At 63.8% G+C, this 23,331-nt stretch carries 22 protein-coding genes and 1 tRNA gene; 14 read left to right on the forward strand and 9 right to left on the reverse strand.

Going from position 1 to position 23,331, the window contains the following annotated elements; translation table 11 throughout:
* Nucleotides 1-87 precede the first annotated feature (87 nt).
* On the forward strand, nt 88-1,260 hold the full coding sequence (locus tag ACP7DD_RS06955) for a glycerophosphodiester phosphodiesterase (protein ID WP_426173981.1): 1,173 nt from the start codon (nt 88-90) through the stop codon (nt 1,258-1,260).
* A 217-nt stretch (nt 1,261-1,477) separates the two neighbouring features.
* Here ACP7DD_RS06955 and ACP7DD_RS06960 read toward each other — a convergent pair whose 3' ends face one another.
* Nucleotides 1,478-2,533: a UDP-glucose--hexose-1-phosphate uridylyltransferase gene (locus ACP7DD_RS06960; RefSeq protein ID WP_426173982.1), complete on the reverse strand. Its 1,056-nt coding sequence runs from the start codon at nt 2,531-2,533 to the stop codon at nt 1,478-1,480.
* Between the two features lie 456 nt (nt 2,534-2,989).
* Between ACP7DD_RS06960 and ACP7DD_RS06965 the strand changes: the two genes are divergently transcribed.
* Nucleotides 2,990-5,263, forward strand: a complete 2,274-nt coding sequence (locus ACP7DD_RS06965; RefSeq protein WP_426173983.1) for a TonB-dependent receptor domain-containing protein — start codon at nt 2,990-2,992, stop codon at nt 5,261-5,263.
* Between the two features lie 13 nt (nt 5,264-5,276).
* On the opposite strand, the gene ACP7DD_RS06970 is transcribed toward ACP7DD_RS06965, so the two are convergent.
* Both ACP7DD_RS06970 and ACP7DD_RS06975 read right to left on the reverse strand, forming a co-directional pair.
* Entirely contained in the window at nt 5,277-5,432 is a 156-nt protein-coding gene (locus ACP7DD_RS06970) for a hypothetical protein (protein WP_426173984.1), read from the reverse strand.
* A gap of 224 nt (nt 5,433-5,656) precedes the next feature.
* Complete coding sequence (locus ACP7DD_RS06975; RefSeq protein WP_426173985.1) at nt 5,657-5,998, reverse strand: hypothetical protein; 342 nt, start codon at nt 5,996-5,998, stop codon at nt 5,657-5,659.
* A gap of 592 nt (nt 5,999-6,590) precedes the next feature.
* On the opposite strand from ACP7DD_RS06975, the gene ACP7DD_RS06980 reads away from it, so the two are divergent.
* The gene (locus ACP7DD_RS06980) at nt 6,591-6,791 is read left to right on the forward strand and encodes a type II toxin-antitoxin system VapB family antitoxin (RefSeq protein WP_426173986.1); all 201 of its coding nucleotides are present in this window, start codon (nt 6,591-6,593) and stop codon (nt 6,789-6,791) included.
* Nucleotides 6,792-6,793: 2 nt separating this feature from the next.
* On the forward strand, nt 6,794-7,174 hold the full coding sequence (locus tag ACP7DD_RS06985; RefSeq protein ID WP_426174030.1) for a type II toxin-antitoxin system VapC family toxin: 381 nt from the start codon (nt 6,794-6,796) through the stop codon (nt 7,172-7,174).
* A 232-nt stretch (nt 7,175-7,406) separates the two neighbouring features.
* Here ACP7DD_RS06985 and ACP7DD_RS06990 read toward each other — a convergent pair.
* The 3 genes from ACP7DD_RS06990 to pepN form a co-directional block, all read right to left on the reverse strand.
* A tRNA-Thr gene (locus tag ACP7DD_RS06990) sits at nt 7,407-7,482 on the reverse strand.
* Between the two features lie 83 nt (nt 7,483-7,565).
* On the reverse strand, nt 7,566-8,567 hold the full coding sequence (locus tag ACP7DD_RS06995; RefSeq protein WP_426173987.1) for a class 1 fructose-bisphosphatase: 1,002 nt from the start codon (nt 8,565-8,567) through the stop codon (nt 7,566-7,568).
* Nucleotides 8,568-8,602: 35 nt separating this feature from the next.
* The gene (gene pepN / locus ACP7DD_RS07000; protein ID WP_426173988.1) at nt 8,603-11,245 is read right to left on the reverse strand and encodes an aminopeptidase N; all 2,643 of its coding nucleotides are present in this window, start codon (nt 11,243-11,245) and stop codon (nt 8,603-8,605) included.
* Nucleotides 11,246-11,520: 275 nt separating this feature from the next.
* Here pepN and ACP7DD_RS07005 point away from each other — a divergent pair, with 275 nt between their 5' ends.
* Nucleotides 11,521-12,150 (forward strand): DUF4136 domain-containing protein, encoded by a 630-nt coding sequence (locus ACP7DD_RS07005; RefSeq protein WP_426173989.1) that lies wholly within the window; start codon nt 11,521-11,523, stop codon nt 12,148-12,150.
* Nucleotides 12,151-12,220: 70 nt separating this feature from the next.
* On the opposite strand, the gene ACP7DD_RS07010 is transcribed toward ACP7DD_RS07005, so the two are convergent.
* From ACP7DD_RS07010 to ACP7DD_RS07020, 3 genes are read right to left on the reverse strand one after another with little or no spacing between them, the layout of a single operon-like run.
* Nucleotides 12,221-13,195, reverse strand: coding sequence for a quinone oxidoreductase family protein (locus tag ACP7DD_RS07010; RefSeq protein ID WP_426173990.1), 975 nt, complete (start codon nt 13,193-13,195; stop codon nt 12,221-12,223).
* A 16-nt stretch (nt 13,196-13,211) separates the two neighbouring features.
* The gene (locus ACP7DD_RS07015; protein ID WP_426173991.1) at nt 13,212-13,595 is read right to left on the reverse strand and encodes a methylglyoxal synthase; all 384 of its coding nucleotides are present in this window, start codon (nt 13,593-13,595) and stop codon (nt 13,212-13,214) included.
* Nucleotides 13,596-13,603: 8 nt separating this feature from the next.
* Nucleotides 13,604-14,524: a DMT family transporter gene (locus ACP7DD_RS07020; protein ID WP_426173992.1), complete on the reverse strand. Its 921-nt coding sequence runs from the start codon at nt 14,522-14,524 to the stop codon at nt 13,604-13,606.
* Between the two features lie 155 nt (nt 14,525-14,679).
* Here ACP7DD_RS07020 and ACP7DD_RS07025 point away from each other — a divergent pair, with 155 nt between their 5' ends.
* From ACP7DD_RS07025 to ACP7DD_RS07065, 9 genes are all read left to right on the forward strand, one after another.
* On the forward strand, nt 14,680-15,411 hold the full coding sequence (locus ACP7DD_RS07025; protein WP_426173993.1) for a YebC/PmpR family DNA-binding transcriptional regulator: 732 nt from the start codon (nt 14,680-14,682) through the stop codon (nt 15,409-15,411).
* Nucleotides 15,408-16,676 carry a phosphoribosylamine--glycine ligase gene (gene purD, locus ACP7DD_RS07030; protein ID WP_426173994.1) on the forward strand — a complete coding sequence of 423 codons (1,269 nt, stop codon included), beginning with the start codon at nt 15,408-15,410 and terminating at the stop codon, nt 16,674-16,676. The genes ACP7DD_RS07025 and purD overlap by 4 nt, the downstream gene beginning before the upstream one ends.
* A 197-nt stretch (nt 16,677-16,873) precedes the next feature.
* Nucleotides 16,874-17,785 carry an oxygen-dependent coproporphyrinogen oxidase gene (hemF, locus tag ACP7DD_RS07035; protein ID WP_426173995.1) on the forward strand — a complete coding sequence of 304 codons (912 nt, stop codon included), beginning with the start codon at nt 16,874-16,876 and terminating at the stop codon, nt 17,783-17,785.
* Nucleotides 17,782-18,432, forward strand: a complete 651-nt coding sequence (locus tag ACP7DD_RS07040) for a nicotinate-nucleotide adenylyltransferase (RefSeq protein ID WP_426173997.1) — start codon at nt 17,782-17,784, stop codon at nt 18,430-18,432. Before hemF ends, ACP7DD_RS07040 begins: the two co-directional genes overlap by 4 nt.
* A complete protein-coding gene (gene rsfS / locus ACP7DD_RS07045; RefSeq protein ID WP_099788949.1) occupies nt 18,432-19,142 on the forward strand; it encodes a ribosome silencing factor in 711 nt (236 codons plus the stop codon). Before ACP7DD_RS07040 ends, rsfS begins: the two co-directional genes overlap by 1 nt.
* 12 nt (nt 19,143-19,154) lie before the next feature.
* On the forward strand, nt 19,155-19,625 hold the full coding sequence (rlmH, locus tag ACP7DD_RS07050; protein ID WP_426173998.1) for a 23S rRNA (pseudouridine(1915)-N(3))-methyltransferase RlmH: 471 nt from the start codon (nt 19,155-19,157) through the stop codon (nt 19,623-19,625).
* A 20-nt stretch (nt 19,626-19,645) separates the two neighbouring features.
* Nucleotides 19,646-20,266 carry a Maf family protein gene (locus ACP7DD_RS07055; protein WP_426173999.1) on the forward strand — a complete coding sequence of 207 codons (621 nt, stop codon included), beginning with the start codon at nt 19,646-19,648 and terminating at the stop codon, nt 20,264-20,266.
* 82 nt (nt 20,267-20,348) lie between these two features.
* Nucleotides 20,349-21,812 carry a ribonuclease G gene (rng, locus tag ACP7DD_RS07060; RefSeq protein WP_426174000.1) on the forward strand — a complete coding sequence of 488 codons (1,464 nt, stop codon included), beginning with the start codon at nt 20,349-20,351 and terminating at the stop codon, nt 21,810-21,812.
* A gap of 123 nt (nt 21,813-21,935) precedes the next feature.
* Complete coding sequence (locus ACP7DD_RS07065; RefSeq protein WP_426174001.1) at nt 21,936-23,261, forward strand: amidohydrolase; 1,326 nt, start codon at nt 21,936-21,938, stop codon at nt 23,259-23,261.
* Nucleotides 23,262-23,331 lie beyond the last annotated feature (70 nt).

Here is a 23,331-nt window from a genome sequence, read left to right on the forward strand (position 1 = left end):
AACCCTCGCGCTGGTCACGCTACGGTAACGCGGGCTTGTTAGGCTCTTCAGCGTATGCACACTTTCTAATCGCTAAACGGAGCCACCATGAATGACGCCCTACTCGCCCAAACTTCATTCCATCCCACGCTCACCAGCTTCGCGGCCGTCCTCGCCACCGTGCTCCTGAGCGGCTGCGGCGGCGAGCCGGTCGACTTGCAAAACCCAGGCGCGGCGTGGCCGCCGTCGCAGACCGTCACAGCGCACCGCGGTGCGTCCGCGCTGCGTCCGGAGCACACCCTGGCCGCTTATCTCAAGGCCATCGACGACGGCGCCGATATCATCGAGCCCGATCTGGTTGCGACCAGGGACGGCGTGCTGGTCGCGCGCCACGAGAATGATATTTCCGGCACCACCAACGTGTCCACCGCCAGCCAGTTCGCCGGGCGCAGGACGACCAAGAACATCGACGGCATCCCTGTAACCGGCTGGTTTACCGAAGACTTCACACTGGCCGAACTCAAGACGCTGAGGGCAAAGGAACGCATCCCCGCCAACCGGCCCGCGAACGCCGCCTACGACGGCCAGTTCGACGTGCCGACCCTGCAGGAAGTGATTGACCTGGTGAAGAAGGAAAGCGTTGCGCGCGGCAAGGTCATCGGGATATATCCGGAGACGAAGCATCCCACCTATTTCAAGTCGATCGGCCTGCCGCTGGAAAAGCGCCTGGTCGACCAACTGGTCGCGAGCGGCTACCGCGGCAAGGCGGCTGCGGTTTTCGTCCAGTCGTTTGAAGTGGCCAACCTGAAGGAGCTGCGCAGCCTGACGGACATGCGCATCGTGCAGCTGATCGACAATCCGAAGAACCCGCCGGCACCAAACGGCGCGCCGCGCAATGCGCCCTACGACTTTGTGGCGTCGGGCAGCACGCGCACGTATGCCGACCTGGTGACCCCGGCCGGCTTGCGGGAAATCGCCGGGTATGCCGACGTGGTGTCGCCGTACAAGGAAGTGATCATTGCGCGCACCGCCACCAATGAACTGGGCGCGGCGACCAGCTTCGTCGCCGATGCCCGTGCGGCTGGCTTGAAAGTGCACACCTGGACATTGCGGCCGGAAAATCCGTTCCTGCCGGTGAGCATGCGCCGACCTGACGTTGCGTCGCTGTCGCAGCGCGGCGATGCGGTGGCCGAGATCAACGCTTACCTGAAGGCCGGCATCGATGGCTTTTTCACTGACGATCCGGCGGTGGGCCGCGCCGCTGTGGCGGCCTACAAGTAGCGGCAGCGCGGCTCTCCACAGGCGGCTTGGGGTTGGCGATCGCGAACAACGGCGCGATCATGGCCACCTCCAGCGTCGGCCTGGTCATGCTCAAGCCCGACTGCGGCAGCCAGGCGGCTCGCCGGCAGGCCGGGGCCGAATCGCGCCGGTTCAGCACAACGTCAAGCCCCCAGTGCGGCAGCGGCGCGGGCCGCCACGGATCTGTTCATCGAAGATCTCACTGACGATGGTCGGCATCGAGGTAAAGCAGCTCGGTGGAGACCGCACGCAGTTGGGCCGCTGCCTGTTCCGGCGTCAGGTCGCGCTGGCTTTCGGCGAGCATCTCGAACCCGACCATGAATTTGCGCACCGAGGCTGAGCGCAGCAGCGGAGGGTAAAAATGCGCATGCAGCTGCCACGGGACGGCGTCGGCGCCGGCGGACAAATAAGGGGCGCCGTGCCAACCCATCGAATACGGGAACGAGGTCTGGAACAGGTTGTCGTAACGCGTGGTGAGGCGCTTGAGCGCGAGCGCCAGATCGACGCGTTGTGCATCGTCCAGGTCTTCGAGGCGCTGCACCGGGAATTTGGGCAGCAGCAATGTCTCGAATGGCCAGCTGGCCCAGTACGGCACCACGGCGAGCCAGTATTCGGTATCGACGACGACGCGTTCCTGCGCCGCCGCCTCGCGCTCGACGACGTCGAGCAGCATAGCCCGCCGATGCTCGGCAAAATAGGCGCGCTGTTGCACGTCTTCGGTGGCAGGCAGGTCGGGCACGAAGCTCGACGCCCAGATCTGCCCGTGCGGATGGGGGTTCGAACATCCCATCACGGCGCCCTTGTTCTCGAACACCTGGACCCAGCGATAGGTCGCGCCCAGTTCGGCCAATTGTTCGCACCAGGTTTCGATCAACTGCCTGATGGCCGGCAGTGCGAGCTGCGGCAGCGACTTGCTGTGGTCCGGCGAGAAACAGATAACGCGGCTGACGCCGCGCGCGCTCATGTTCTGGAACAGCGGATCGTTCTGTGGCGCCGCCTCGGGGGTGTCGGGCAACAGCGCAGCGAAATCGTTCGTGAACACAAACGTGCCGTCGTACAGCGGGTTGCGTTCGCCGTTGACGCGCGTGTTGCCGGCGCACAGATAGCAAGCGGGATCGTGCGCCGGCCTGAGCGCGTGGTCGACCGCTTCCTGCTGACCCTGCCAGGGACGCTTGGCGCGGTGCGGCGACACGAGCACCCAGTCGCCGGTGAGCGGATTGCGGCGGCGGTGGGGATGATCTGAAGGATTGAACATGGCAGTGGTCTCCGGTTTCGCGATCCGGTAAATGCTACCACCAAGGTGCGTAAATGGCGGCGAGCAACACGCCGATCAACGCTGAGCCGGCCGTTCCGTAGGACTGAACATTACAATGGCAGGCGCAGTGTGACTGCAAGCGTGGCGGCGCGACCGGCCGTCGAAGGCCATGCATGATTGTCGATCCGCTGCTTTACGCAGCAGCGATTCCCGCCGCTCTGCAAGGGGGACAAGGAAAACCTCAAGATCATGATTCCGGGCGCCCTGCTCGGTATCGCGCTCGGCACACTGACGTCGGGTCGGCGGCTATGTTTCGTAATGTATCGACTGTGGCAAAACATGTACGTTCGTGTAAGGTTTGGTAAGGCCGCGCCTTGCATGCGGCCGGACTGCGCTAGGCTTCGCGCCTGACATCCTGTTTTGCCAACCAGCGCACCTTACTTGACCACTCGATCCATGCCCAATTCGTTCTTGACCATCTGCCTCAGCGGCGCCGCTCTCCTTCACGCCGACGCCTTCGCGCAGGACGCCGCCGGCGCGCCGCCGGCGCCAGCAACCGCCATCGCGCCCGCGAGGGCGCCAGCGGCGATGCCGGCCCAGGTGCTGCCATCGGTCACGGTCGCCGGCGAGCGTCCCACCAACCGCATCGACCGCCAGGTCTACGACGTGCGCGCGGACGTCTCGAGCAGCAACGGCACCGCCGCCGACGCGCTGAACAACGTGCCGTCGGTGGCGGTCGACCCGGACGGCAGCGTCACGCTGCGCGGCAGCAGCAATGTGCAGATCCTCGTCGACGGCAAGCCATCGGCCATGCTGCAAGGGGACAACCGCGGCGCCGGCCTGCAGGCGATGGCGGCCGACGACATCGAGTCGGTCGAGGTGATCAACAATCCGGGCGCGCAATTCGGTAACGAAGGCGGCGGTGGGCCGATCCTCAACCTGGTCATGCGCCGCAACCGCAAGCCGGGCGGCGCCGGCGTGGCCAACGCCAACCTCGGTTCCGCGGGCCGCTACAACAGCGCCGTCTCCGGCACCTACAACGAAGGCGCGTGGGGCTACCAGGGCGGCATCAACGTGCGCCACGACGGCCGCAATTCCACCGGCACGGCGAGCCGCGATCGCCTCGACCGCGTCAGCGGCGCCATGGTGCACAGCACCCAGCAATCGGCCAGCGCCGGCTTGAACGACGCCGTCGGCGTCAACGGCACCGTCAGCTACAACATCGGCGCCAACGACAGCGTCAGCACCACCGCCTCGTTCAACGGCCGCAGCAACGACCAGCAAGGGCGCGACCGCTATATCTTCGACGGCCTCGGCGGCGTGCTGCTGTCGGACTACGAGCGCGTCACCGCGCGCGAAGGCGACAGCCGCAACGCCAGCTGGGGCGCGCGTTACGACCACAAGGGATCCTTGCCTGGCGAGACGCTCAAGTTCGACGTGCGCGTGTCGTCCTCGAACAACGTCGGCGACAGCGAGTACGCCAACACCTATGCCATCTTCGGTCCCGGCATGGTCAACAGCCAGGCGCGCCAGCACAACGACATAGGCAACCGCATCGTCGATTTCACCGGCGACTACGATCGGCCGCTGGCCGGCGGCGCGGCCAAGTTCGGCTACAAGCTGGCGCGCAACCGCAGCAGCAGCCAGACCGTCTACACCGACATCATCGGCGGCGCCGCCATCGACAACCCGCGGCGCAGCAGCGAGTACGAGCTGGAGGAAGACACCGCGGCGCTGTTTGGCTCCTGGCAGACGCGCATCAACGAGCGCTGGGGCGCCCAGGCCGGGCTGCGCGCCGAGTATACCGATCTCGATATCCACCAGCGCCTGGGCAGCGCCGCGGCGAAGAACAGCTACATCAATTTGATGCCGAGCTTTTTCGCCACCTACAAGGTCAGCGACGACAGCAACCTGCGCTTCAGCTACGCGCACCGCCTGCGCCGGCCCAGCGCGACGGACTTGAATCCGGCGGTGATCTACCGCGACGATTTGAACGTCTTTTCAGGCAATCCGAACCTGAAGCCGACCCAGACCGATTCGTTCGAGCTTGGCTACGAGACGCGCATGGCTGGCCTGGAGACCAATCTGCGCGGGTACGTTCGACGCGATACCGATGCCATCGTCGACTACCGCTACTTCCTCGACGATAACGTGCTGTTGACGACGCGCGCCAACGGCGCCGGCAGCCGCGCCGGCGGGCTCGAATTTACCGTCAGCGGCAAGCTGACGCCGACGCTGACCATCAACGCCAACGGCAACCTGGCGCGCAACGAGCTGACGTCGCAGGACAGCCTGGGCGTCCTGCGCACCCGCACGGCCAATTCGCTGAGCGCGCGCGCGCGCCTGAACTACCAGTACGACGCCGCCACCCAGCTCCAGCTGGCGCTGCAAATGCAGGGCAAGACGCTGTCGGGCCAGGGCTACCGCTCGCCCAGCTCGACCATGAACCTGTCGGTGCGCCACGTGCTGACACCGCAGCTGACGCTGGTGGCGAACGTCACCGACGTATTCAACACCAACAAGATGGAAACCGTGGTCGACAGCGCCACGCTGCGCGAGATCAGCACGCGTCGCTTCGACGGCCGCCTGCTGTATGTCGGCTTGTCGTACCGCTTCGGCGGACCGGCCGCAAGAGCGCCGGACGAGAGCACGCGCCAGCGTGGGCCGGGCCGCGGGCCGGGCATCGGTCGCGGCATGGGGCCGGGCGGCGCGGGGCCCGACGGCGCCTGATGCACAGCGCCTGTCAGATGCCGAACACCTTCAGCACGGCATCGACGGCGCCTTCGATGCCGCGCCCGACCATGCCGCGCGGCGATGTGCGCGCCGTCTCGGCGTAGCAGCAATACCCGCCCGCCAGGATTACGCCGATGAGCAGCAGCGGCAGTACGCCGCGAAGCAAAACCGGATCAGGGGAGCGGTCCCCAAGCCGGACGGCGACCATTCCAACGCCAAACGTGCATCGACTTGGCAAGGCCCGGGGCCTACCCGCAGGGCTCCTACCGCCGCACTTCGCCTACGGCACAAAGCGCCTGTGACGCCATATCATGCGAGTTATTCGCTACCTCGGCAGAGAGCGCTTTTGCGATCGCCGCCGCAGTGCCGGTGCTGCCAATTCACAAGTCATTATTGGGATGAAATTTGGGCGCCCTGGATGCGAAGTTTTTGGCGCCTGTCGCCCATAAATCCTCGTAATTCTGAAAAGCTGAATCCAGTCTTTTCGTGAATAAGAATAAGTAAGGTCCCACTCACCGGTTGGGTGAATTGTCGTACATTACTAATTACGAGAGAGGAAATGCCAAGCTTCTTAGCGAGCGCGACATCATTTCTTAAGGCGAGATGCTTGATAAGAGTGTTGAACAATTTATTTGGATTGTATTGGGATGGAAGTTTTTTGATGCGATTCCGACGGCTAATAACACCGAAAAAATCTTTTACCTCGGCAACAATTTTTACGTAGTTCTTCATTCGGAAAATTTCCTTCATGCTTACATATAGTCCAGTCTAAGTGGGGGCTGGAGTGGAACCTTCCTACAATGTACCTCAACATACTTAAGCATCGCTGAGAGCCGTTTCAGTGCTTGCGAACGCGGTGACCGACCGCGCTTCGCCCCTCATCCATGGCGGTGGGCCAACAGATGGCGGTCACATTGACGTGGTGCAGATTGGACCGAGCGGTTTCTCCGAGTGTGCACGCGGTTGCTATTTCAGCGATAGGGAAGTTTGGTTCTGGCCGCTGAGCTAGCTCCCTGAAGTCGGGCAGTGCCGAGATTTGTCCACGGCCCGATCCGTCAATCAGTTGGAGCCTGAAAACAAAAATCCCGCAACACCCGTCGCCGCTGCTTGTACACGGGCGGCCCGGCCCGGCTCTGCCTGTCTTGCATGTCCTGCCTCTCCTGCCTGACCTGGCTGTCCTGCCTGGCAAATTTCTCCGGCGCGCCGGCGGCAGCTCGACAGCAGGCAGAATGAATCGATCACAGATGGCCAACCGATACTCCCATCATTGCAATGATGCTCAATTTGATGCAAACTTACATCACAATCGATTCGAGGAGCATGCATGAGAACTACCGTGACCATCGACGACGATCTGTACAACAGAGCACTAGAGGTCGCCGATCCTTCCATGGATAAGGCCGACCTCTTTCGCGAAGCCATTAAAACCTTCGTGCGCGTGCGAGCCGCCCAACGGTTGGCAGCTTTGGGCGCCGCGGCGCCTGATATGCCTGAAGTACCTCGGCGTCGGCCGGAGCCGGCCTGATGATTGGCGTGCTCGTCGATACTTCCGTGTGGATTGACCACTTTCGACACCGCAACGAGGCGCTCATGGTCCTGCTCAGCCAGGACATGGCACTCGCGCATCTTATGGTTGTGGGCGAGATCGCCTGCGGCACGCCTCCTGCGCCGAGGTCACAAACGCTGGGTGATTTGAGCCTGCTCCGAATGATTCAGCCTGCGAGCTTGCGCGAGACTATGGATTTCATTGAACGTGAATCCATTTACGGTATGGGATGTGGACTTGTTGACATGGTCTTGTTGGCCTCAGTGTTGATTTCGCCAGGTGCGACGTTATGGACGCTGGACAAACGCCTCGCCGCACTAGCGGCGCGTTTCGGGGTGGCGCATCGCGTAGCTGCGCACTGAAAGCGGAGTACTTCGGGACTAATCGCGCCTCAGAGCTTCCGACGGACTCATGAGCAGCATATTGTATGATTGGACGATGGCGCCAAGCGCCTGTGAGGCTGGGGTCAGACTGGGGGGCAGCGCCGACACTCGGGGATGAAATGGTCCCGGGCAGCGGTCCGCACGCCAAAAACAAAAATCCCGCATCACCTTGGAAGGAGTGCGGGTTTCTGGAGTTGCTTGCTACAAATTTTGGTGCCGATGCCCGGAATCGAACTGGGGACCTTCACATTACGAATGTGCTGCTCTACCAACTGAGCTACATCGGCGACGACGCGTATTCTAGCAAGGATTGCCCCTAACTTGCTAGTGCGAATTTCGAATCCTGCGAATTATTGTCGAATAATCAGCATTATGCGTCGTGGTAGCTCGTCACCAGGGCCACCTCCGCCTTCGATCCGAGGAACACCGGCACGCGCTGATGCAGCTTGTGCGGCGCGATGTCGAGGATGCGGGTGCGCCCATCGGTGGCGGCGCCGCCGGCTTGCTCGACGATCATCGCCATCGGATTGGCTTCGTACATCAGCCGCAGCTTGCCCGGCATCGAGGTGTCGCGCGTGTCGGCCGGATACATGAAGATGCCGCCGCGGTTCAGGATGCGATGCACGTCGGCCACCATCGAGGCAATCCAGCGCATGTTGAAGTCTTTTTCGCGCGGGCCAGTCGAACCGGCCAGCAGCTCATTGACGTAACGCTGCACCGGCGCATGCCAGTGCCGCTGGTTCGACATGTTGATGGCGAACTCCCTGGTCGCCTCGGGAATCATCATGTGGCGCTGAGTCAGCACCCACGATCCCATCTCGCGGTCCAGCGTAAAGCAGTTCACCCCGTTGCCCGTAGTGAGCACTAACATAGTCTGCGGTCCGTACACCGCGTAGCCGGCGGCGACTTGCATGCTGCCTGCCTGCATGAAGTCGGCCTCGGTCGGCGCGCCCATGCCGTCCGGCGCCTTCAGCACCGAAAAGATGGTGCCGATCGACACGTTGACGTCGATGTTCGACGAGCCGTCGAGCGGGTCGAACAGCAGCATGTATTCGCCCATCGGGTAGCGGTTCGGAATCGGGTGGATCGATTCCATCTCTTCCGACGCCATCGCCGCCAGGTGGCCGCCCCACTCGTTCGCTTCCAGCAGGATTTCGTTCGAAATCACGTCCAGCTTCTTTTGCACTTCGCCCTGGATGTTCTCGGTGTCGGCGCTGCCGAGGATGTCGCCGAGCGCGCCCTTGCCGACCGAGTGGCTGATCGTCTTGCAGGCGCGCGCCACTACTTCGATCAGCAGCCGCAGTTCGGCGGGAATGGAATTGTGAAGCCGTTGTTCTTCAACCAGGTGTTGCGTGAGACTGACGCGTTTCATGAACTTCCTTATAAAAAGATTTGAATTGATCCAATTTAATTGGCGAGCGCCTTGCAGACCACTTCGCGCACGTCGTTCGACAGCTTTTTGCCGCCAGCTACTTTTTGCAGCGCCTTCTTCATCTGAGCCTGCAGCGCCGCCGCGTAACGGCGCCAGCGGTCCAGCGAGCGCGCCAGCCGGCTCGCCACTTGCGGATTGAGCGCGTCGAGCGCGATCACCTGCTCGGCCCAGAACGCGTAGCCGCTGCCGTCGGGCGCATGGAACTGCGCCGGGTTGGCGCCGCAGAAGCTGAAGATCAGGCTGCGCGCGCGGTTGGGATTTTTCAAGCTGAAGGCGCGGTGCTTCATCAGCTCGCGCACCGCCTTCACGTTCGTGGCGGGCGCGGCGGCCTGCATCGCGAACCACTTGTCGATGACCAGCGCCTCTTTTTCGAAATCGGTATAGAACGCCTGCAATGCCGGCGCCGCGCTGTCGGCGCCGGCGTGGATCAGCCCGATCAGCGCGGCGACCCGGTCGGTCATGTTGCCGGCGTTGTCGAACTGCGCCTGCGCCAGCTCGATGGCGTCGGCGTCGGGCGCGGCTGCCAGGTACGACAGCGCCAGGTTCTTCAGGCCGCGGCGGCCGGCCGACAGCGCGTCGGGGCTGTACTCGCCGGGCGTCATGTTGGCCAGGTATTGCTGCATCAGCTCGGTGCGCAGCTTGGTGCCGATGGTGGCGCGCACGAATTGCCGCGCGGCGTTGATCGCCTGCGGATTGACCACGCTCATCTGCTCGGCCATCATCGTCTCCGATGGCAGCAGCAAGGCCTGCTCGCGGAACGACGGGTCGAGCCCGTCATCGGTAAGGATCTTGCGCATCGCATCGATGAACGTGGCGTCGAGCTCGAGCTTGCCGCCGCTGGCCACCGCCGATGTCAGCTTCAACAGCCGCGCCATCGCCAGGCGCTGGCCCGCTTCCCAGCGGTTGACCGGGTCGCTGTCATGGCTGAACAGGTGCAGCAGTTCCTCGTCGGTGTAGTCGTACTCGAGCACCACCGGCGCCGAGAAGTCGCGCAGGATCGATGGCGTCGGCTGCTCGCCGACGCCGGTAAAGTTGAAGGTCTGCGTCTGTTCGGTCAACTCCAGCACGGCGGTGCTGCCGTTGGCGCCATCCTGGCCGAGCGGCATGTCGCGCCCATCGGCGCCCAACAGGCCTACCGCGATCGGAATATGGAACGGCAGCTTCTTCGGCTGGCCGGGTGTTGCCGGGCAACTTTGTGTGAAGCTAATCGAATACGTCTTCGCTTCGGCGTCGTACTGCGTGCTCGCCTTGACGATCGGCGTGCCGGCCTGGCTGTACCAGCGCTCGAACAAGGTCAGGTCGCGCTGGTTGGCGTCGGCCATGGCATTGCGGAAATCGTCGCAGGTGACGGCCTGGCCGTCGTGGCGCTCGAAATACAGGTCCATGCCCTTGCGGAAACCGTCGCGGCCGACCAGCGTCTGCAGCATGCGCACGACTTCGGCGCCTTTTTCGTACACGGTGACGGTGTAGAAATTGTTGATCTCGACAAAGGAGTCCGGACGCACCGGATGCGCCATCGGCCCCGCGTCTTCCGGGAACTGCGCCTGGCGCAAGGTGCGCACCTGCTCGATGCGGGTGACGGCGCGCCCGCTGTCGGTGCCGATCATGTCGGCCGAAAATTCCTGGTCGCGGAACACGGTCAGGCCTTCCTTCAGCGACAGCTGGAACCAGTCGCGGCAGGTCACGCGGTTGCCGGTCCAGTTGTGGAAGTATTCGTGGCCGACCACCGCCTCGATGCCGGCGTAGTCGACGTCGGTGGCGACGCGCGGATTGGCCAGCACGAACTTGGTGTTGAAAATGTTCAGGCCCTTGTTCTCCATCGCGCCCATGTTGAAGTCGCCGACGGCGACGATCATGAAGCGGTCCAGGTCGAGCTCGAGGCCGAAGCGCTCCTCGTCCCAGCGGATGCTGTTCTTGAGCGACTGCATCGCGTAGTCGGTCTTGTCGAGGTTGCCCTCCTCGACCCACACCTGCAGCAGCGCGTCGCGGCCATCCTTCAGGCGGAACGTTTCTTCCTGGCAGACCAGCTGCGCCGCCACCAGCGCGAACAGATAGGACGGCTTCTTGAATGGGTCTTCCCATTTGGCGAAATGGCGACCGTCGTCGAGCTCGCCTTCTTCGATCAGGTTGCCGTTCGACAGCAGCACCGGATACTTCTGCTTGTCGGCGCGCAGCATCACGGTGAACTTTGCCATCACGTCGGGACGGTCGGGGAAGTAGGTGATGTTGCGAAAGCCCTCCGCTTCGCATTGCGTGAAGAAACTGCCGTTCGACACGTACAAGCCGTTCAGCGTGGTGTTTTTCTCCGGCGCCGTGATCGTCTCGATTTCCAGCGTGACGTCGCGCGGCGGATTGGCGATGCGCAGCAGGTTGCCGTCGATGCGGTAGTCGCGCTTGCCGAGCAGCTTGCCGTTCATGCGCAGCGCGACCAGTTCGAGGTTTTCGCCGTACAGCTCGATCTCGGCGCGGTCGCTGTCGGGATTGCGCCGCATGGTCAGCCGGCTGGCGACGATGGTGCGGGCCGGATCGAGATCGAAGCCTAGCTCGACAGTATCGACCAGGTAGGCCGGCGGCGTGTAATCGTTCCGATAAATCGTCTGGGAGGTGTCTGAGCGCATGGGATCGGTATGGAACAATTGAACGAAGGTCTATTTTACCAACACCGCCGCCCGATCACACCGCCGTTTTCGCACGCACCACAAAGCCGGTGTCAGGTCTGACATTCGGACATTTCGTCCCGAATGTCCGAATGCCAGACCTGACACCGGATCTTCCCACCGTTCGATTCCATGCATCAATGTGTCTTGTGCGGTAACATTTTGTAAATCTTTTGCTATATTGCAGTGTGAGTCATACACTAAAAGTGGGTAAACACGAATTGTTGGAGAAAGCAATGAAACGCATCGCAATGACAGTCATGGCCGCGCTCACGCTGCTGCTCGGCGGCTGTGCCACCACCATCCGCAGCAACGTCACCACGTTCCATCAGTGGCCGCAGCAGCTAAACGACAAGAGCTACGCGTTCGAGGCGCCGGCGCCGCAGGACGACACGCTCGAATTGCGCAGCTACCAGAACCTGGTGCGCGCGCAGCTGGGCCAGCTTGGTTTCCGCGAGGCGAACGGCGCGCCGGCGTTGAAGGTGTCGATGCGGTTCATGACGACCGATGTGCCGGTGCGCGTAGTGCAGGCAGTCGACCCGTTCTTCTACCCGGGTCCCCGCTTCGGCCTGGCAAGCCGCTACTACCGGCGCGGCTGGGGCAGCAGCTTCTACAGCCCGTTCTATGATCCGTTCGCCGGCTTTCAGCAGTATGAAGTGGTCGAGCGGCACGTGTATCAGCGCGAAGTGCAGGTGGCGATCAAGTCGGCCAGCGACGGCCGCCGGCTGTTCGACGTTACGGTGCGCAACCAGAGTAGCGAGGCGTCGACACCGGCGTTGATGCCGGCGCTGGTGCAGAGCGCGTTCGAAGGTTTCCCTGGGCCAAACGGCGCTGCCCGCCGCATCGAGCTCAAGCAGAACGGCTGACACCGGGGTCTGACCCTGGAAGAAGAAACGGGACCCGGCGCCCCGTCAGACCGCTTTGGCGGCGCTTGTCTTACGGCAGCAGAATCGACGAACCCGTCGTCTTGCGCGCTTCCAGGTCGATTGCCGCCTGCGCCGCGTCGGCCAGCTTGTAGCGCTGGTTGATGTCGATCTTGACCTTGCCGCTCGATACCATCTGGAACAGGTCGGCGGCCATCGCCTCCAGGTCCTCGCGCTTGGCCGCGTACGCAAACAGCGATGGCCGCGTGACGAACAGCGAGCCGCGCGACGCCAGCTCATTGAGCGAAAACGGCGGCACCGGCCCCGACGCGCTGCCGAAACTGACCATCAGCCCCAGCGGCTGAAGGCAGTCGAGCGAACCGATAAACGTGTCCTTGCCGATCGAATCGTAGACCACCCCCACCTTTTTGCCGCCGGTAATTTCCAGCACGCGCTCGCTGAAGTTTTCGGTGTTGTAGTTGATTACATGCGCCGCGCCGGCCGCCTTCGCCAGCGCCGCCTTTTCTTCCGAGCCGACCGTGCCGATCAGGTTCACGCCGATCGCCTTGGCCCACTGGCAGGCAATCAAGCCGACCCCGCCGGCAGCGGCATGGAACAGGATCGTGTCGCCCGCCTTCAGCTTGTGCGTGCGGTTGAACAGGTATTGCACCGTCAGGCCCTGCAGCATCATCGCCGCGGCGGTGTCGAGGCCGATGTCGTCCGGCAAACGCAGCAGCACCGACGCGTCGATATTGCGCGCTTCCGAATATGCGCCCAGGGCGCCGCCGGCATACGCGACGCGGTCGCCCACTTTCACATCGGTCACGCCCTCGCCGACCGCCTCGACCACGCCGGCCGCTTCCTTGCCCAGTCCGCCTGGCAACGGCTGCGGATACAGCCCTGTACGAAAATACACGTCGATGAAATTGACGCCGATCGCCTCGTGCCGCACCCGCGCTTCGCCCGGACCCGGCGCGCCGAGTTCGACGTCGACGTATTCCAGCACCTCGGGGCCGCCGGTGCGGTTCATGCGAATTGCTTTGACCATTTTTTTTCTCCGTTTGTTATTTGAGTGACATGAGCTGCAGTTGCGTCAGCACCAGCTGCGCAGTCGAGATGTTGGTGGCGCACGCCACGTTGTGGACGTCGCAGGCGCGCACCAGCGCGTTGATGTCGGGCTCGTGCGGCTGCGGCGTCATCGGGTCGCGCAGGAAGATGACGGCGTCGATCTGGCCCTCGACCAGCGCGGCACCGATCTGCAGGTCGCCGCCGAACGGGCCGGAATGCTTGCGCTCGACCGTCAGGCCCAGTTCGTTGGCCAGGCGCGCGCCGGTGGTGCCGGTCGCTACCAGCGTGCAGCCGCGCAGGAAATCGAGATACTCGGCGGCCAGCATGACCATCTCGTCTTTCTTCTTGTCATGCGCGATCAGGGCGATTCTTGGTTTCATCGGGATGTCTATTTCTTCTTCGACAGCAGGTAAATGCCTGCAAACACAAGGCCGGTGCCGCATAGCTGCACCGCGGTGATCGGTTCGCCCAGGATCCAGGCGCCGAGAAACAGCGTCGACACCGGGCCGACCATGCCCGCTTGCGACGCCGTGGCGGCGCCGATGCGCTGCACCGCCGCCATCGTCATGAACACTGGCAAGATCGTACAGAATACTCCGTTCACCAGCGACAGGCCATACACCTCGGCCGGCTGGATCAGCAGCGCGGCCGGGCGCAGCACGAAGAACTGGGCGATGCAGGCCACGCTGGAGACGCACATCGCGTACGACACCAGCCGCAGCGATCCGATCCGCCGCACCAGTTCGCCCGAGCCGAGCAGGTAGATCGCGTAACAGACGGCCGAGCCTAGCACCAGCAGCGAGCCGGTGGCAGTGTCGCCCTTGCCTTCGCCGAGGTCGTGCACGAACACCAGCACGATGCCGCAGTAGGACAGCGCCAGCGCCATCGACTCCCAGCGGCCGATGTGGCGCTTGAGCAACAGCGCGGTAATGAGCAGCACCAACGTGGGCGTCAGGAACAGGATCAGGCGCTCGAGGCCGACGGTGATGTACTGCAGCCCGAGAAAATCGAGGAAGCTCGACACGTAATAGCCGATCAGGCCCAGGCCGACCAGGCGCCAGCGGTCGGCCGCCGACAGCGGCGCCCCGGTGCGCATCTGCCAGACGGCGACGGCGGCGAACACGGGCAGCGAAAACAGCATGCGAAAGGCGATCACGGTGACCGCGTCGAGCTGATAGCGGTACAGCAGCTTGGCGACGATCGCCTTGGTGGAAAACAGCACCGCGCCGGCGATGGCGATCGACAGCCCGGCGATCAAGGCCGGCCTGGCGACGGCGTGGTGCGGCTGTGCCGCTGAGATTTTGCGCATCCAACAAGTGTAGAACGATTCGCAATTCTCGGCTGGCGCAGCCTCCGGGTTTGGGGTCTGACCCCGACGGTCAGACCCCGGTTTGCGCAGGTTGCCTGCATGCCCCTATGTTAAAATGTTGGCCAAACTCGCACACCGTCTAAGGAACATTCGACATGGCTGGACACAGCAAATGGGCCAACATCAAGCATAAAAAGGCCGCTACCGATGCCAAGCGCGGCAAAGTCTGGACGCGCCTGATCAAGGAAATCACCGTCGGCGCCCGCATGGGCGGCCCCGACATCGCGACCAACCCGCGCCTGCGCCTGGCGGTCGACAAGGCGGCCGACGCCAACATGCCGAAGGAAAACGTGACGCGTGCGATCCAGCGCGGCTCCGGCGGCCTCGAAGGCGTCAACTATGAAGAAGTGCGCTACGAAGGCTACGGCATCGGCGGCGCCGCCATCATCGTCGACTGCATGACCGACAACCGTGTGCGTACCGTGGCCGAAGTACGCCACGCCTTTAACAAGCACGGCGGCAACATGGGCAACGAAGGCTCGGTCGCGTTCATGTTCAAGCATCTGGGCCAGCTGCTGTTCGCGCCCGGCGTCGACGAGGACAAGCTGATGGAAGCGGCGCTCGAAGCCGGCGCCGACGACGTCGTGCAAGATGACGAAGGCGGCTTTGAAGTGCTGTGCGATCCGTTCGCCTTCCCGGCCGTCAAGGAGGCGCTGGAAAAGGCCGGCTTCAAGGCCGAAGTGGCCGAGATCATCATGAAGCCGGACGCCGAAACCGTCATGACGGGCGAAGACGCCATCAAGATGCAGAAGATCCTCGACGCGCTCGAAAACCTCGACGACGTCCAGGAAGTCTATACCAACGCCCTGATCGAAGAACAAGCATGAAAATCCTGGTAGTCGGCTCTGGTGGCCGCGAACACGCACTGGCCTGGAAACTCGCCCAATCCGAGCGCATTCAAGTGGTGTACGTCGCCCCTGGCAATGGCGGCACCGCGCGCGACGGCCGGCTCGTCAACGTCGACATCAGCGATCCGGCCAAGCTGGCCGACTTCGCCCAGATCGAGAACATCGCGCTGACGGTGGTCGGTCCCGAGACGCCGCTGGCGGCCGGCATCGTCAACCTGTTCCGCGCGCGCGGCCTGAAGATCTTCGGCCCGACGAAGGAAGCGGCGCAGCTGGAAAGCTCGAAGGATTTCGCCAAGTCGTTCATGCAGCGCCACGGCATCCCGACGGCGGCCTACCGCACCTTCTCGCAAGCGCGCGACGCGCACGCCTACATCGACGAGCAAGGCGCGCCGATCGTCATCAAGGCCGATGGCCTGGCTGCCGGCAAAGGCGTGGTGGTGGCGATGACGCTGGCCGAAGCGCACGACGCCGTCGACCTGATGCTGCTCGATAACCGCTTCGGCGACGCCGGCGCGCGCGTCGTCGTCGAAGAGTTTTTGGCTGGCGAAGAAGCGAGCTTCATCATCATGTGCGACGGCAAGAACGTGCTGCCGCTGGCCACCAGCCAGGATCACAAGCGCCTGAAGGACCAGGACGAAGGCCCGAACACGGGCGGCATGGGCGCCTATTCGCCGGCGCCGATCGTCACGCCGGCGATGCACGCGCGCGTCATGCGCGAGGTGATCAACCCGACCATCACAGGCATGGCCAAAGACGGCATCACCTTCACTGGCTTCCTGTACGCCGGCCTGATGATCGACGCCCAGGGAAATCCGAAGACGCTTGAATTCAACTGCCGCATGGGCGACCCTGAAACGCAGCCGATCATGGCGCGCCTCAAGAGCGACCTGGTTGGCGTGATGGAGCACGCCGTCAACGGCACGCTCGACACGGTGGAGCTGGAGTGGGACCGCCGCACCGCGGTTGGCGTGGTGATGGCGGCGGCCGGCTACCCGGACGATCCGCGCAAGGGCGACGTCATCGAAGGCATCCCGGCCGAGACGGCCGAATGCGTCACTTTCCATGCCGGCACCACGATCGTTGACGGCGCCTTGCGCACCAACGGCGGGCGCGTGCTGTGCGTGGTCGGCCTGGGCGACAGCGTCAAGATGGCGCAGAAGCAGGCCTATGAAACGGTCGACCGGATCCGCTTCGCCGGCGCCCAGTTCCGGCGCGACATCGGCTGGCGCGGCCTGAAGCACTAACGGCATCAACGCCGGTGTCAGGTCTGACATTCGGACATTTGAAGAACCAAACGGCATCAACGCTGGTGTCAGGTCTGACATTCGGACATTTGAAGAACCAAATGTCCGAATGTCAGACCTGACACCGGTCCCATATCATAAAAGCCGCGCCCAGTGTACAATTCGTCCTCACTTTTTTATTCCCCGAACCTCTCCTGATGTCATCGCCCTCCCCTCACGCCGTCAAGGCCTGGCTGCTCGACCTGCAAGAACGAATCGTCACCGCGCTCGAAGCGGTCGACGGCAAGCCGTTCGCACGCGACGCGTGGCAGCGGCCCGAAGGCGGCGGCGGCATCTCGCGCCTGGTCGAGGAAGGCAACGTGTTCGAACGCGGCGGCGTCAATTTTTCGCACGTCACCGGCGCCAGCCTGCCGCCGTCGGCCGCGGCCGCGCGCCCCGAACTGGCCGGCCGCGCGTGGGAAGCGATGGGCGTCTCGCTGGTGCTCCATCCGCGTAATCCGTATGCGCCCACAGTCCACATGAACGTGCGCTTTTTCGAAGCGACCGCCGTTGGCCAGGACCCGGTCTGGTGGTTCGGCGGCGGCATGGACCTGACGCCCTACTACGGCTTCGCCGACGACGCGCGCCACTTCCACCAGTCTTGCCACGACGCGCTCGCCCCTTACGGCGACACGCTGCACCCGCTGTTCAAGGCCTGGTGCGACAAGTACTTCTACCTGAAGCACCGCCAGGAGCCGCGCGGCGTCGGCGGCATCTTCTTCGACGACTTCAACGACGTGCCGTTCGACGACGCCTTCGCGATGACGCAAAGCGTCGGCGACAGCTTCCTGGCCGCCTACCTGCCGATCCTGGAACGGCGCTCCAGCATGCCGTACGGCGAGCGCGAACGCGACTTCCAGGCGTACCGGCGCGGTCGCTACGTCGAGTTCAACCTGGTGTGGGACCGCGGCACGCTGTTCGGCCTGCAGTCGGGCGGGCGCACCGAGGCGATCCTGATGTCGATGCCGCCGATCGTCAAATGGCGCTACGACTGGCATCCGGAACCGGGCACGCCGGAAGCGGCGCTGGCCACCGACTTCCTGGTCCATAAAGACTGGCTCCAGACGTGACGATATGCGTCGCACTGCTGGGAGGCAGTTTCGACCCGGTCCATCATGGTCATGTGGCGTTGGCCGCACTGTTCGCACAATTGCTCCGGCCCGACCAGCTGCGCATCGTCCCCGCCGGTAACCCCTGGCAGAAGAACGCGCTGAACGCGAGCGCCGACGAGCGCGTGACGATGATCGAACTGGCGTTTCGCGCAGCGGCGCTGCCAATCACCGTCGACCGCCGCGAAATCGCGCGCGCCGCGCCGACCTACACCGTCGACACGCTGCGCGAGGTGCGCGCCGAACTCGGGCCCGATGCATCGATCGTGTTCCTGATCGGCGCCGACCAGCTGCAGCAGTTGGACAGCTGGCGCGACTGGAAATCGCTGTTCGACTACGCCCACATCGGCGTGGCCGCCAGGCCCGGATATGCGCTCGACGCGGCGGCTTTGCCGAGCGCCGTGGCACAGGAAATTAAAACACGCCAGGGGAGCCTGGAACAGCTTCGTACTACACCGTCCGGCAGGATGTTCCTGGCCGAGGCGCTGGCCGTGGACATCTCAGCCACCCAGATTCGTGCTGCATTACAACGGGGGGGAAAGGCAGACTCGCTTATCCCCGAGGTAGTGCTAGACTACATTCAACAACATAATCTATACAAAATCTAATGGATATCAAAAAATTGCAAACCCTCGTCATTGACGCACTCGAGGACGTCAAGGGCCAGGACATCACCGTGTTCGACACGGTACACCTCACCAGCCTGTTCGACCGTATCGCGGTCGTCTCGGGCACCTCGAACCGCCAGACCAAGGCGCTCGCCGCCTCGGTGCGCGACAAGGTCAAGGACGCCGGCGGCGACGTCATCGGCATCGAAGGCGAAGACACCGGCGAATGGGTGCTGGTCGACCTCGGCGACATGATCGTCCACATCATGCAGCCGGCGATTCGCCAGTACTACCGCCTCGAAGAAATCTGGGGCGACAAGCCGGTCAAGCTCGGCGCGGCCAAGCGCAAGGGCACCACGGAAGCGGCCGACGTCAAGGAAGCCGCCGCCAAGCCACGCTCGAAGCACCTGGCGTCGACCCAGGCAGCGCCGGAAGTCAAGCCGGTCAACGAGCGCAAGCCCGCGGCCAAGAAAGCGGCCGCCAAAACGGCCACCACCGCGGCCAAGAAGCCGGCGGCGAAAAAAGCCACCAAGGCAGTGGGCAAAGTCGTCAAGATCGCGCCAACGAAGACCGAAGTGGCAGCCGTCAAGGCGCTCAAGGCGCAGCCAGCCAAGCGCGTTGCCGCCGTCAAGGTGGCCAAGCCCGCAGCCGATGCGGTGCCGGAAAAGAAGGTCATCAAGCGCGTCGCAAAAAAAGCCGCAGCAGAGTAAGGCCAGCTTCGCATGCAGCTCATCATCGCTGCGGTCGGCCACAAGATGCCGGCCTGGATCGAGACCGGCTTCACCGAATACGCGAAGCGCATGCCGCCCGAGCTGCGCATCGTGCTCAAGGAAGTCAAGCCGGTCGAGCGCTCCGGCAGCAAGACCGCCGCCACCGCGATGGCGCTCGAACGCGACCGCATCGAAGCGGTCCTGCCGAAAAACGTGCGCATCATCGCCCTCGATGAACGCGGCAAGGACCTCACCAGCGTCGGCCTGTCGCAGCAGCTGATGCAGTGGCAGCAGGACGGCCGCGACACCGCATTCCTCATCGGCGGCGCCGACGGCCTCGATCCTGAACTGAAAGCGAAGGCCGAAGGCCTCATCCGGATCTCCAGCATGACGCTCCCGCACGGCATTGTGCGTGTTATGCTGGCGGAGCAGTTGTATAGGGCGTGGTCGATTACGCAAAACCACCCCTATCACCGCGTCTGACCAATCCGATAATGCCGCTGATGAAACCGATCGACAGAAAAATCTATCTGGCCTCCAAGAGCCCCCGCCGTCGTGAATTGTTGCGCCAGATCGGCGTCGAATTCGAACTCCTCATGCTTCGCAACGAGACCGCGCGCGGCCCGGACGTTTCCGAATCGGTCAATCCGGGCGAGTCGCCGGCCGACTATGTCGCCCGCGTCGCCAACGAAAAAGCCGCCTTTGCGTGGAACATCGTGCTGTGGCGCCGCATGCCGGCGCGCCCGGTGCTGGCGGCCGACACCACCGTCACCATCGACGGCGAGATCCTCGGCAAGCCGGCCAATCCGGACGAGGCGGCGCGCATGCTCGAGCGCCTGTCCGGCCGCACCCACCAGGTCCTGACGTCGGTCGCGGTCCACCACACCAACATGGCCGAGCAGATCACGCAGGTGTCCGACGTGCGCTTCGCCACGCTCAGCGCGGCCACCATCAAGGCCTACTGCACCAGCGCCGAACCGTACGACAAGGCCGGCGGCTACGGCATCCAGGGCATCGCCGCGCTGTTCATCGAGCATATCGAAGGCAGCCACTCCGGCATCATGGGGCTGCCGCTGTACGAAACGGCGCGCCTGCTGCGCCAGGCCGGCGTGCCGCTGGCATAGTGCGGCTTCATGCGGGCCGCATAGTCCGCGTGCTGTCCTGTTCAGCCCCACGCCGCGGGCCCGCGCGTGTATGATCGCAGCTATGAACGAAGACATCCTCATCAACATCACACCGCAGGAGACGCGGGTCGCGCTGATCCTGCAAGGCGCCGTGCAGGAACTGCACATCGAACGCACGCTCACGCGCGGCCTGGCCGGCAACGTCTACCTCGGCAAAGTGGTGCGCGTGCTGCCGGGGATGCAGTCCGCCTTCATCGACATTGGCCTCGAGCGCGCCGCCTTCCTGCACGTGGCCGACATCTGGGAAGCGCGCACGCATGACGGCCCGGCGGTGGCGCCGACCGCGATCGAAAAAATCCTGTTCGACGGCCAGGTGCTGACGGTGCAGGTCATCAAGGATCCGATCGGCACCAAGGGCGCGCGCCTGTCGACGCAGATCTCGATTGCCGGGCGCATGCTGGTGTACCTGCCGCAGGACAGCCATATCGGCATCTCGCAGAAAATCGAAAAGGAATCGGACCGCGACCTGCTGCGCAGCCGTTTGCAAAGCCTGCTGCCGGCCGAAGAAAAAGGCGGCTACATCGTGCGCACGATGGCCGAGGAAGCGTCCGACACCGACCTGGCGGCCGACGTCGACTACCTGCGCAAGACGTGGGCGGCGATCGTCCACGGCGCCCGCACCCGCCCCGCCACCAGCCTGCTGTACCAGGACCTGAACCTGGCGCAGCGCGTGCTGCGCGACTTCGTGCACGACGAGACGGCCAGCATCCAGGTCGACTCGCGCGAGAACTACGTCAAGCTGGTCGAATTCGCCCAGGCCTACACGCCGACCGAGCTGCCGCGGCTGCAGCACTACACCGGCGAGCGCCCGCTGTTCGACCTGTACGGCGTCGAAGAAGAGATCCTGCGCGCGCTCGGCCGGCGCGTCGATCTCAAGTCCGGCGGCTACCTGATCGTCGACCAGACCGAGGCGATGACGACTATCGACGTCAACACCGGCGGCTTCGTCGGCGGGCGCAACTTTGCCGACACCATCTTCAAGACCAACCTGGAAGCGGCGCATGCGATCGCGCGCCAGCTAAGGCTGCGCAACCTGGGCGGCATCATCATCCTCGACTTCATCGACATGGACAACGCCGAGCATCGCAATGCGGTGCTGCAGGAGCTCAAAAAAACCTTGTCGCGCGACCGCACCAAGGTGTCGGTCAGCAGCTTCTCCGCGCTCGGGCTGGTGGAGATGACGAGGAAGCGCACGCGCGAATCGCTGGCGCACATCCTGTGCGAGCCGTGTCCCGCTTGCGCCGGCAAGGGCCAGGTCAAGACCAGCCGCACCATCTGCTACGAAATCCTGCGCGAGTTGCTGCGCGAGGCGAAGCAGTTCAATCCGCGCGAGTTCCGCATCCTGGCGTCGCAGGAAGTGGTCGACCTGTTCCTCGAAGAAGAGTCGCAGCACCTGGCCATGCTGGGCGACTTCATCGGCAAGCGTATTTCGCTGCAGGTGGAGAACGCCTACCACCAGGAGCAGTACGACGTCATTTTGATGTAGGCACATCCGATTTCGCACTTTTCCCGGCGGCTTACGGGTAGATTACAATTTGGCAACTGGAGCAGTCAGCTGCGCCAGCGTCGCCCACTGTGCGTCCACCGCTCTACCCTCAAAGGAAAATTGATGAAACACTTGATCGCCGTCGCCGTCGCCGTCTTGCCATTAACCCTCGTCCATGCGGCCGATACCGAACTGGCGAATGCGGTCGCCAAGGATTACAACGGCCGCCTCGGTGCCCTGTTCGACCATTTCCATCGCAACCCGGAGCTGTCGTTCATGGAGACCAGGACGGCGGCGCGTCTGGCCGCGGAGCTGCGCGCAAGCGGCTTTGAAGTGACCGAAGGCGTCGGCGGCACCGGCGTCGTGGCGATCATGAAGAACGGTCCAGGGCCGCTGGTGATGATGCGTGCCGACATGGACGGGCTGCCTGTGCTGGAAAAATCCGGGCTGAAGAACGCCTCGACGGCGATGGGCAAGGACCGCGAAGGCAATCTCTCGCCCGTCACCCACGCTTGCGGCCACGACGTCCACATCACCAGCCTTGCCGGTACCGCACAGCAGATGGCGGCGCGCCGCAGCCAGTGGTCCGGCACCCTGATGCTGATCGGCCAGCCGGCCGAAGAACGCGTCGGCGGCGCCAGCGCGATGATGAAAGACCGCGTCTGGGAGCGCTTCGGCCGGCCCGACTATGCCTTGGCCTTCCACGTGTCGTCCGACGTCGAAGCGGGCAAGATCTTTGTCACCGAGGGCTCGCCCTACTCCGGCGCCGACACCGTCGAAATCCTGATCCATGGCGTCGGCGCGCACGGCGCCAGCCCGCACCGCGGCAAGGATCCCGTGATGCTCGGCGCGCAGATCGTCGTCGCCCTGCAGACCATCATCAGCCGCGAACGCGAGCCGCACGAGGCGGCCGTGATCACCGTCGGCTCCTTCCACGCGGGCAGCAAGGCCAACATCATTGCCGACACGGCCAAGCTGCAACTGACCGTGCGCAACGAGAGCGCGAAGACGCGCACGATGCTGCTCGATGCCATCAAGCGGGTGGCGATCAATACCGCACGCGCGAATGGCGTCGCCGAGGACCGGCTGCCTGAGGTGAAGGTACTCGATGAGGAAACGCCGCCGACGCTGAACGATCCGGCGCTCACCCGGCGCATGAAACAGGCGTGGAGCGACAAGCTTGGCGCAGGTATCTTTGACGCCAACTACGCCCGTGCCGGCATGGGCGCCGAGGATTTCCCGTTCTTCACCACCAAGCCATATATCCCGAGCGTCTACTTTACCGTTGGCGGCACCAGCAAGGCGGTGCTGGACGCAGCCGCGGCAGGAGGCGCCCCGGTGCCGAGCCACCACAGCGCGATCTTCAAGGTCGAGCCCGAGCCTGCGATCCGTACCGGCGTCGAAGCGACTGTCACCGCGATGCTCGCCCTGATGAAGAAGCCGGCGTAAACGCAGCGCCGCCGCCCGCGCCGCGTCTGGTTTGTCGTCATCGGCAGATGCAGCGCGGCGCCGTCCACCT

The sequence above is a fragment of the Massilia sp. TWR1-2-2 genome (assembly GCF_049897565.1).
Classification (GTDB): domain Bacteria; phylum Pseudomonadota; class Gammaproteobacteria; order Burkholderiales; family Burkholderiaceae_D; genus JAFCUW01.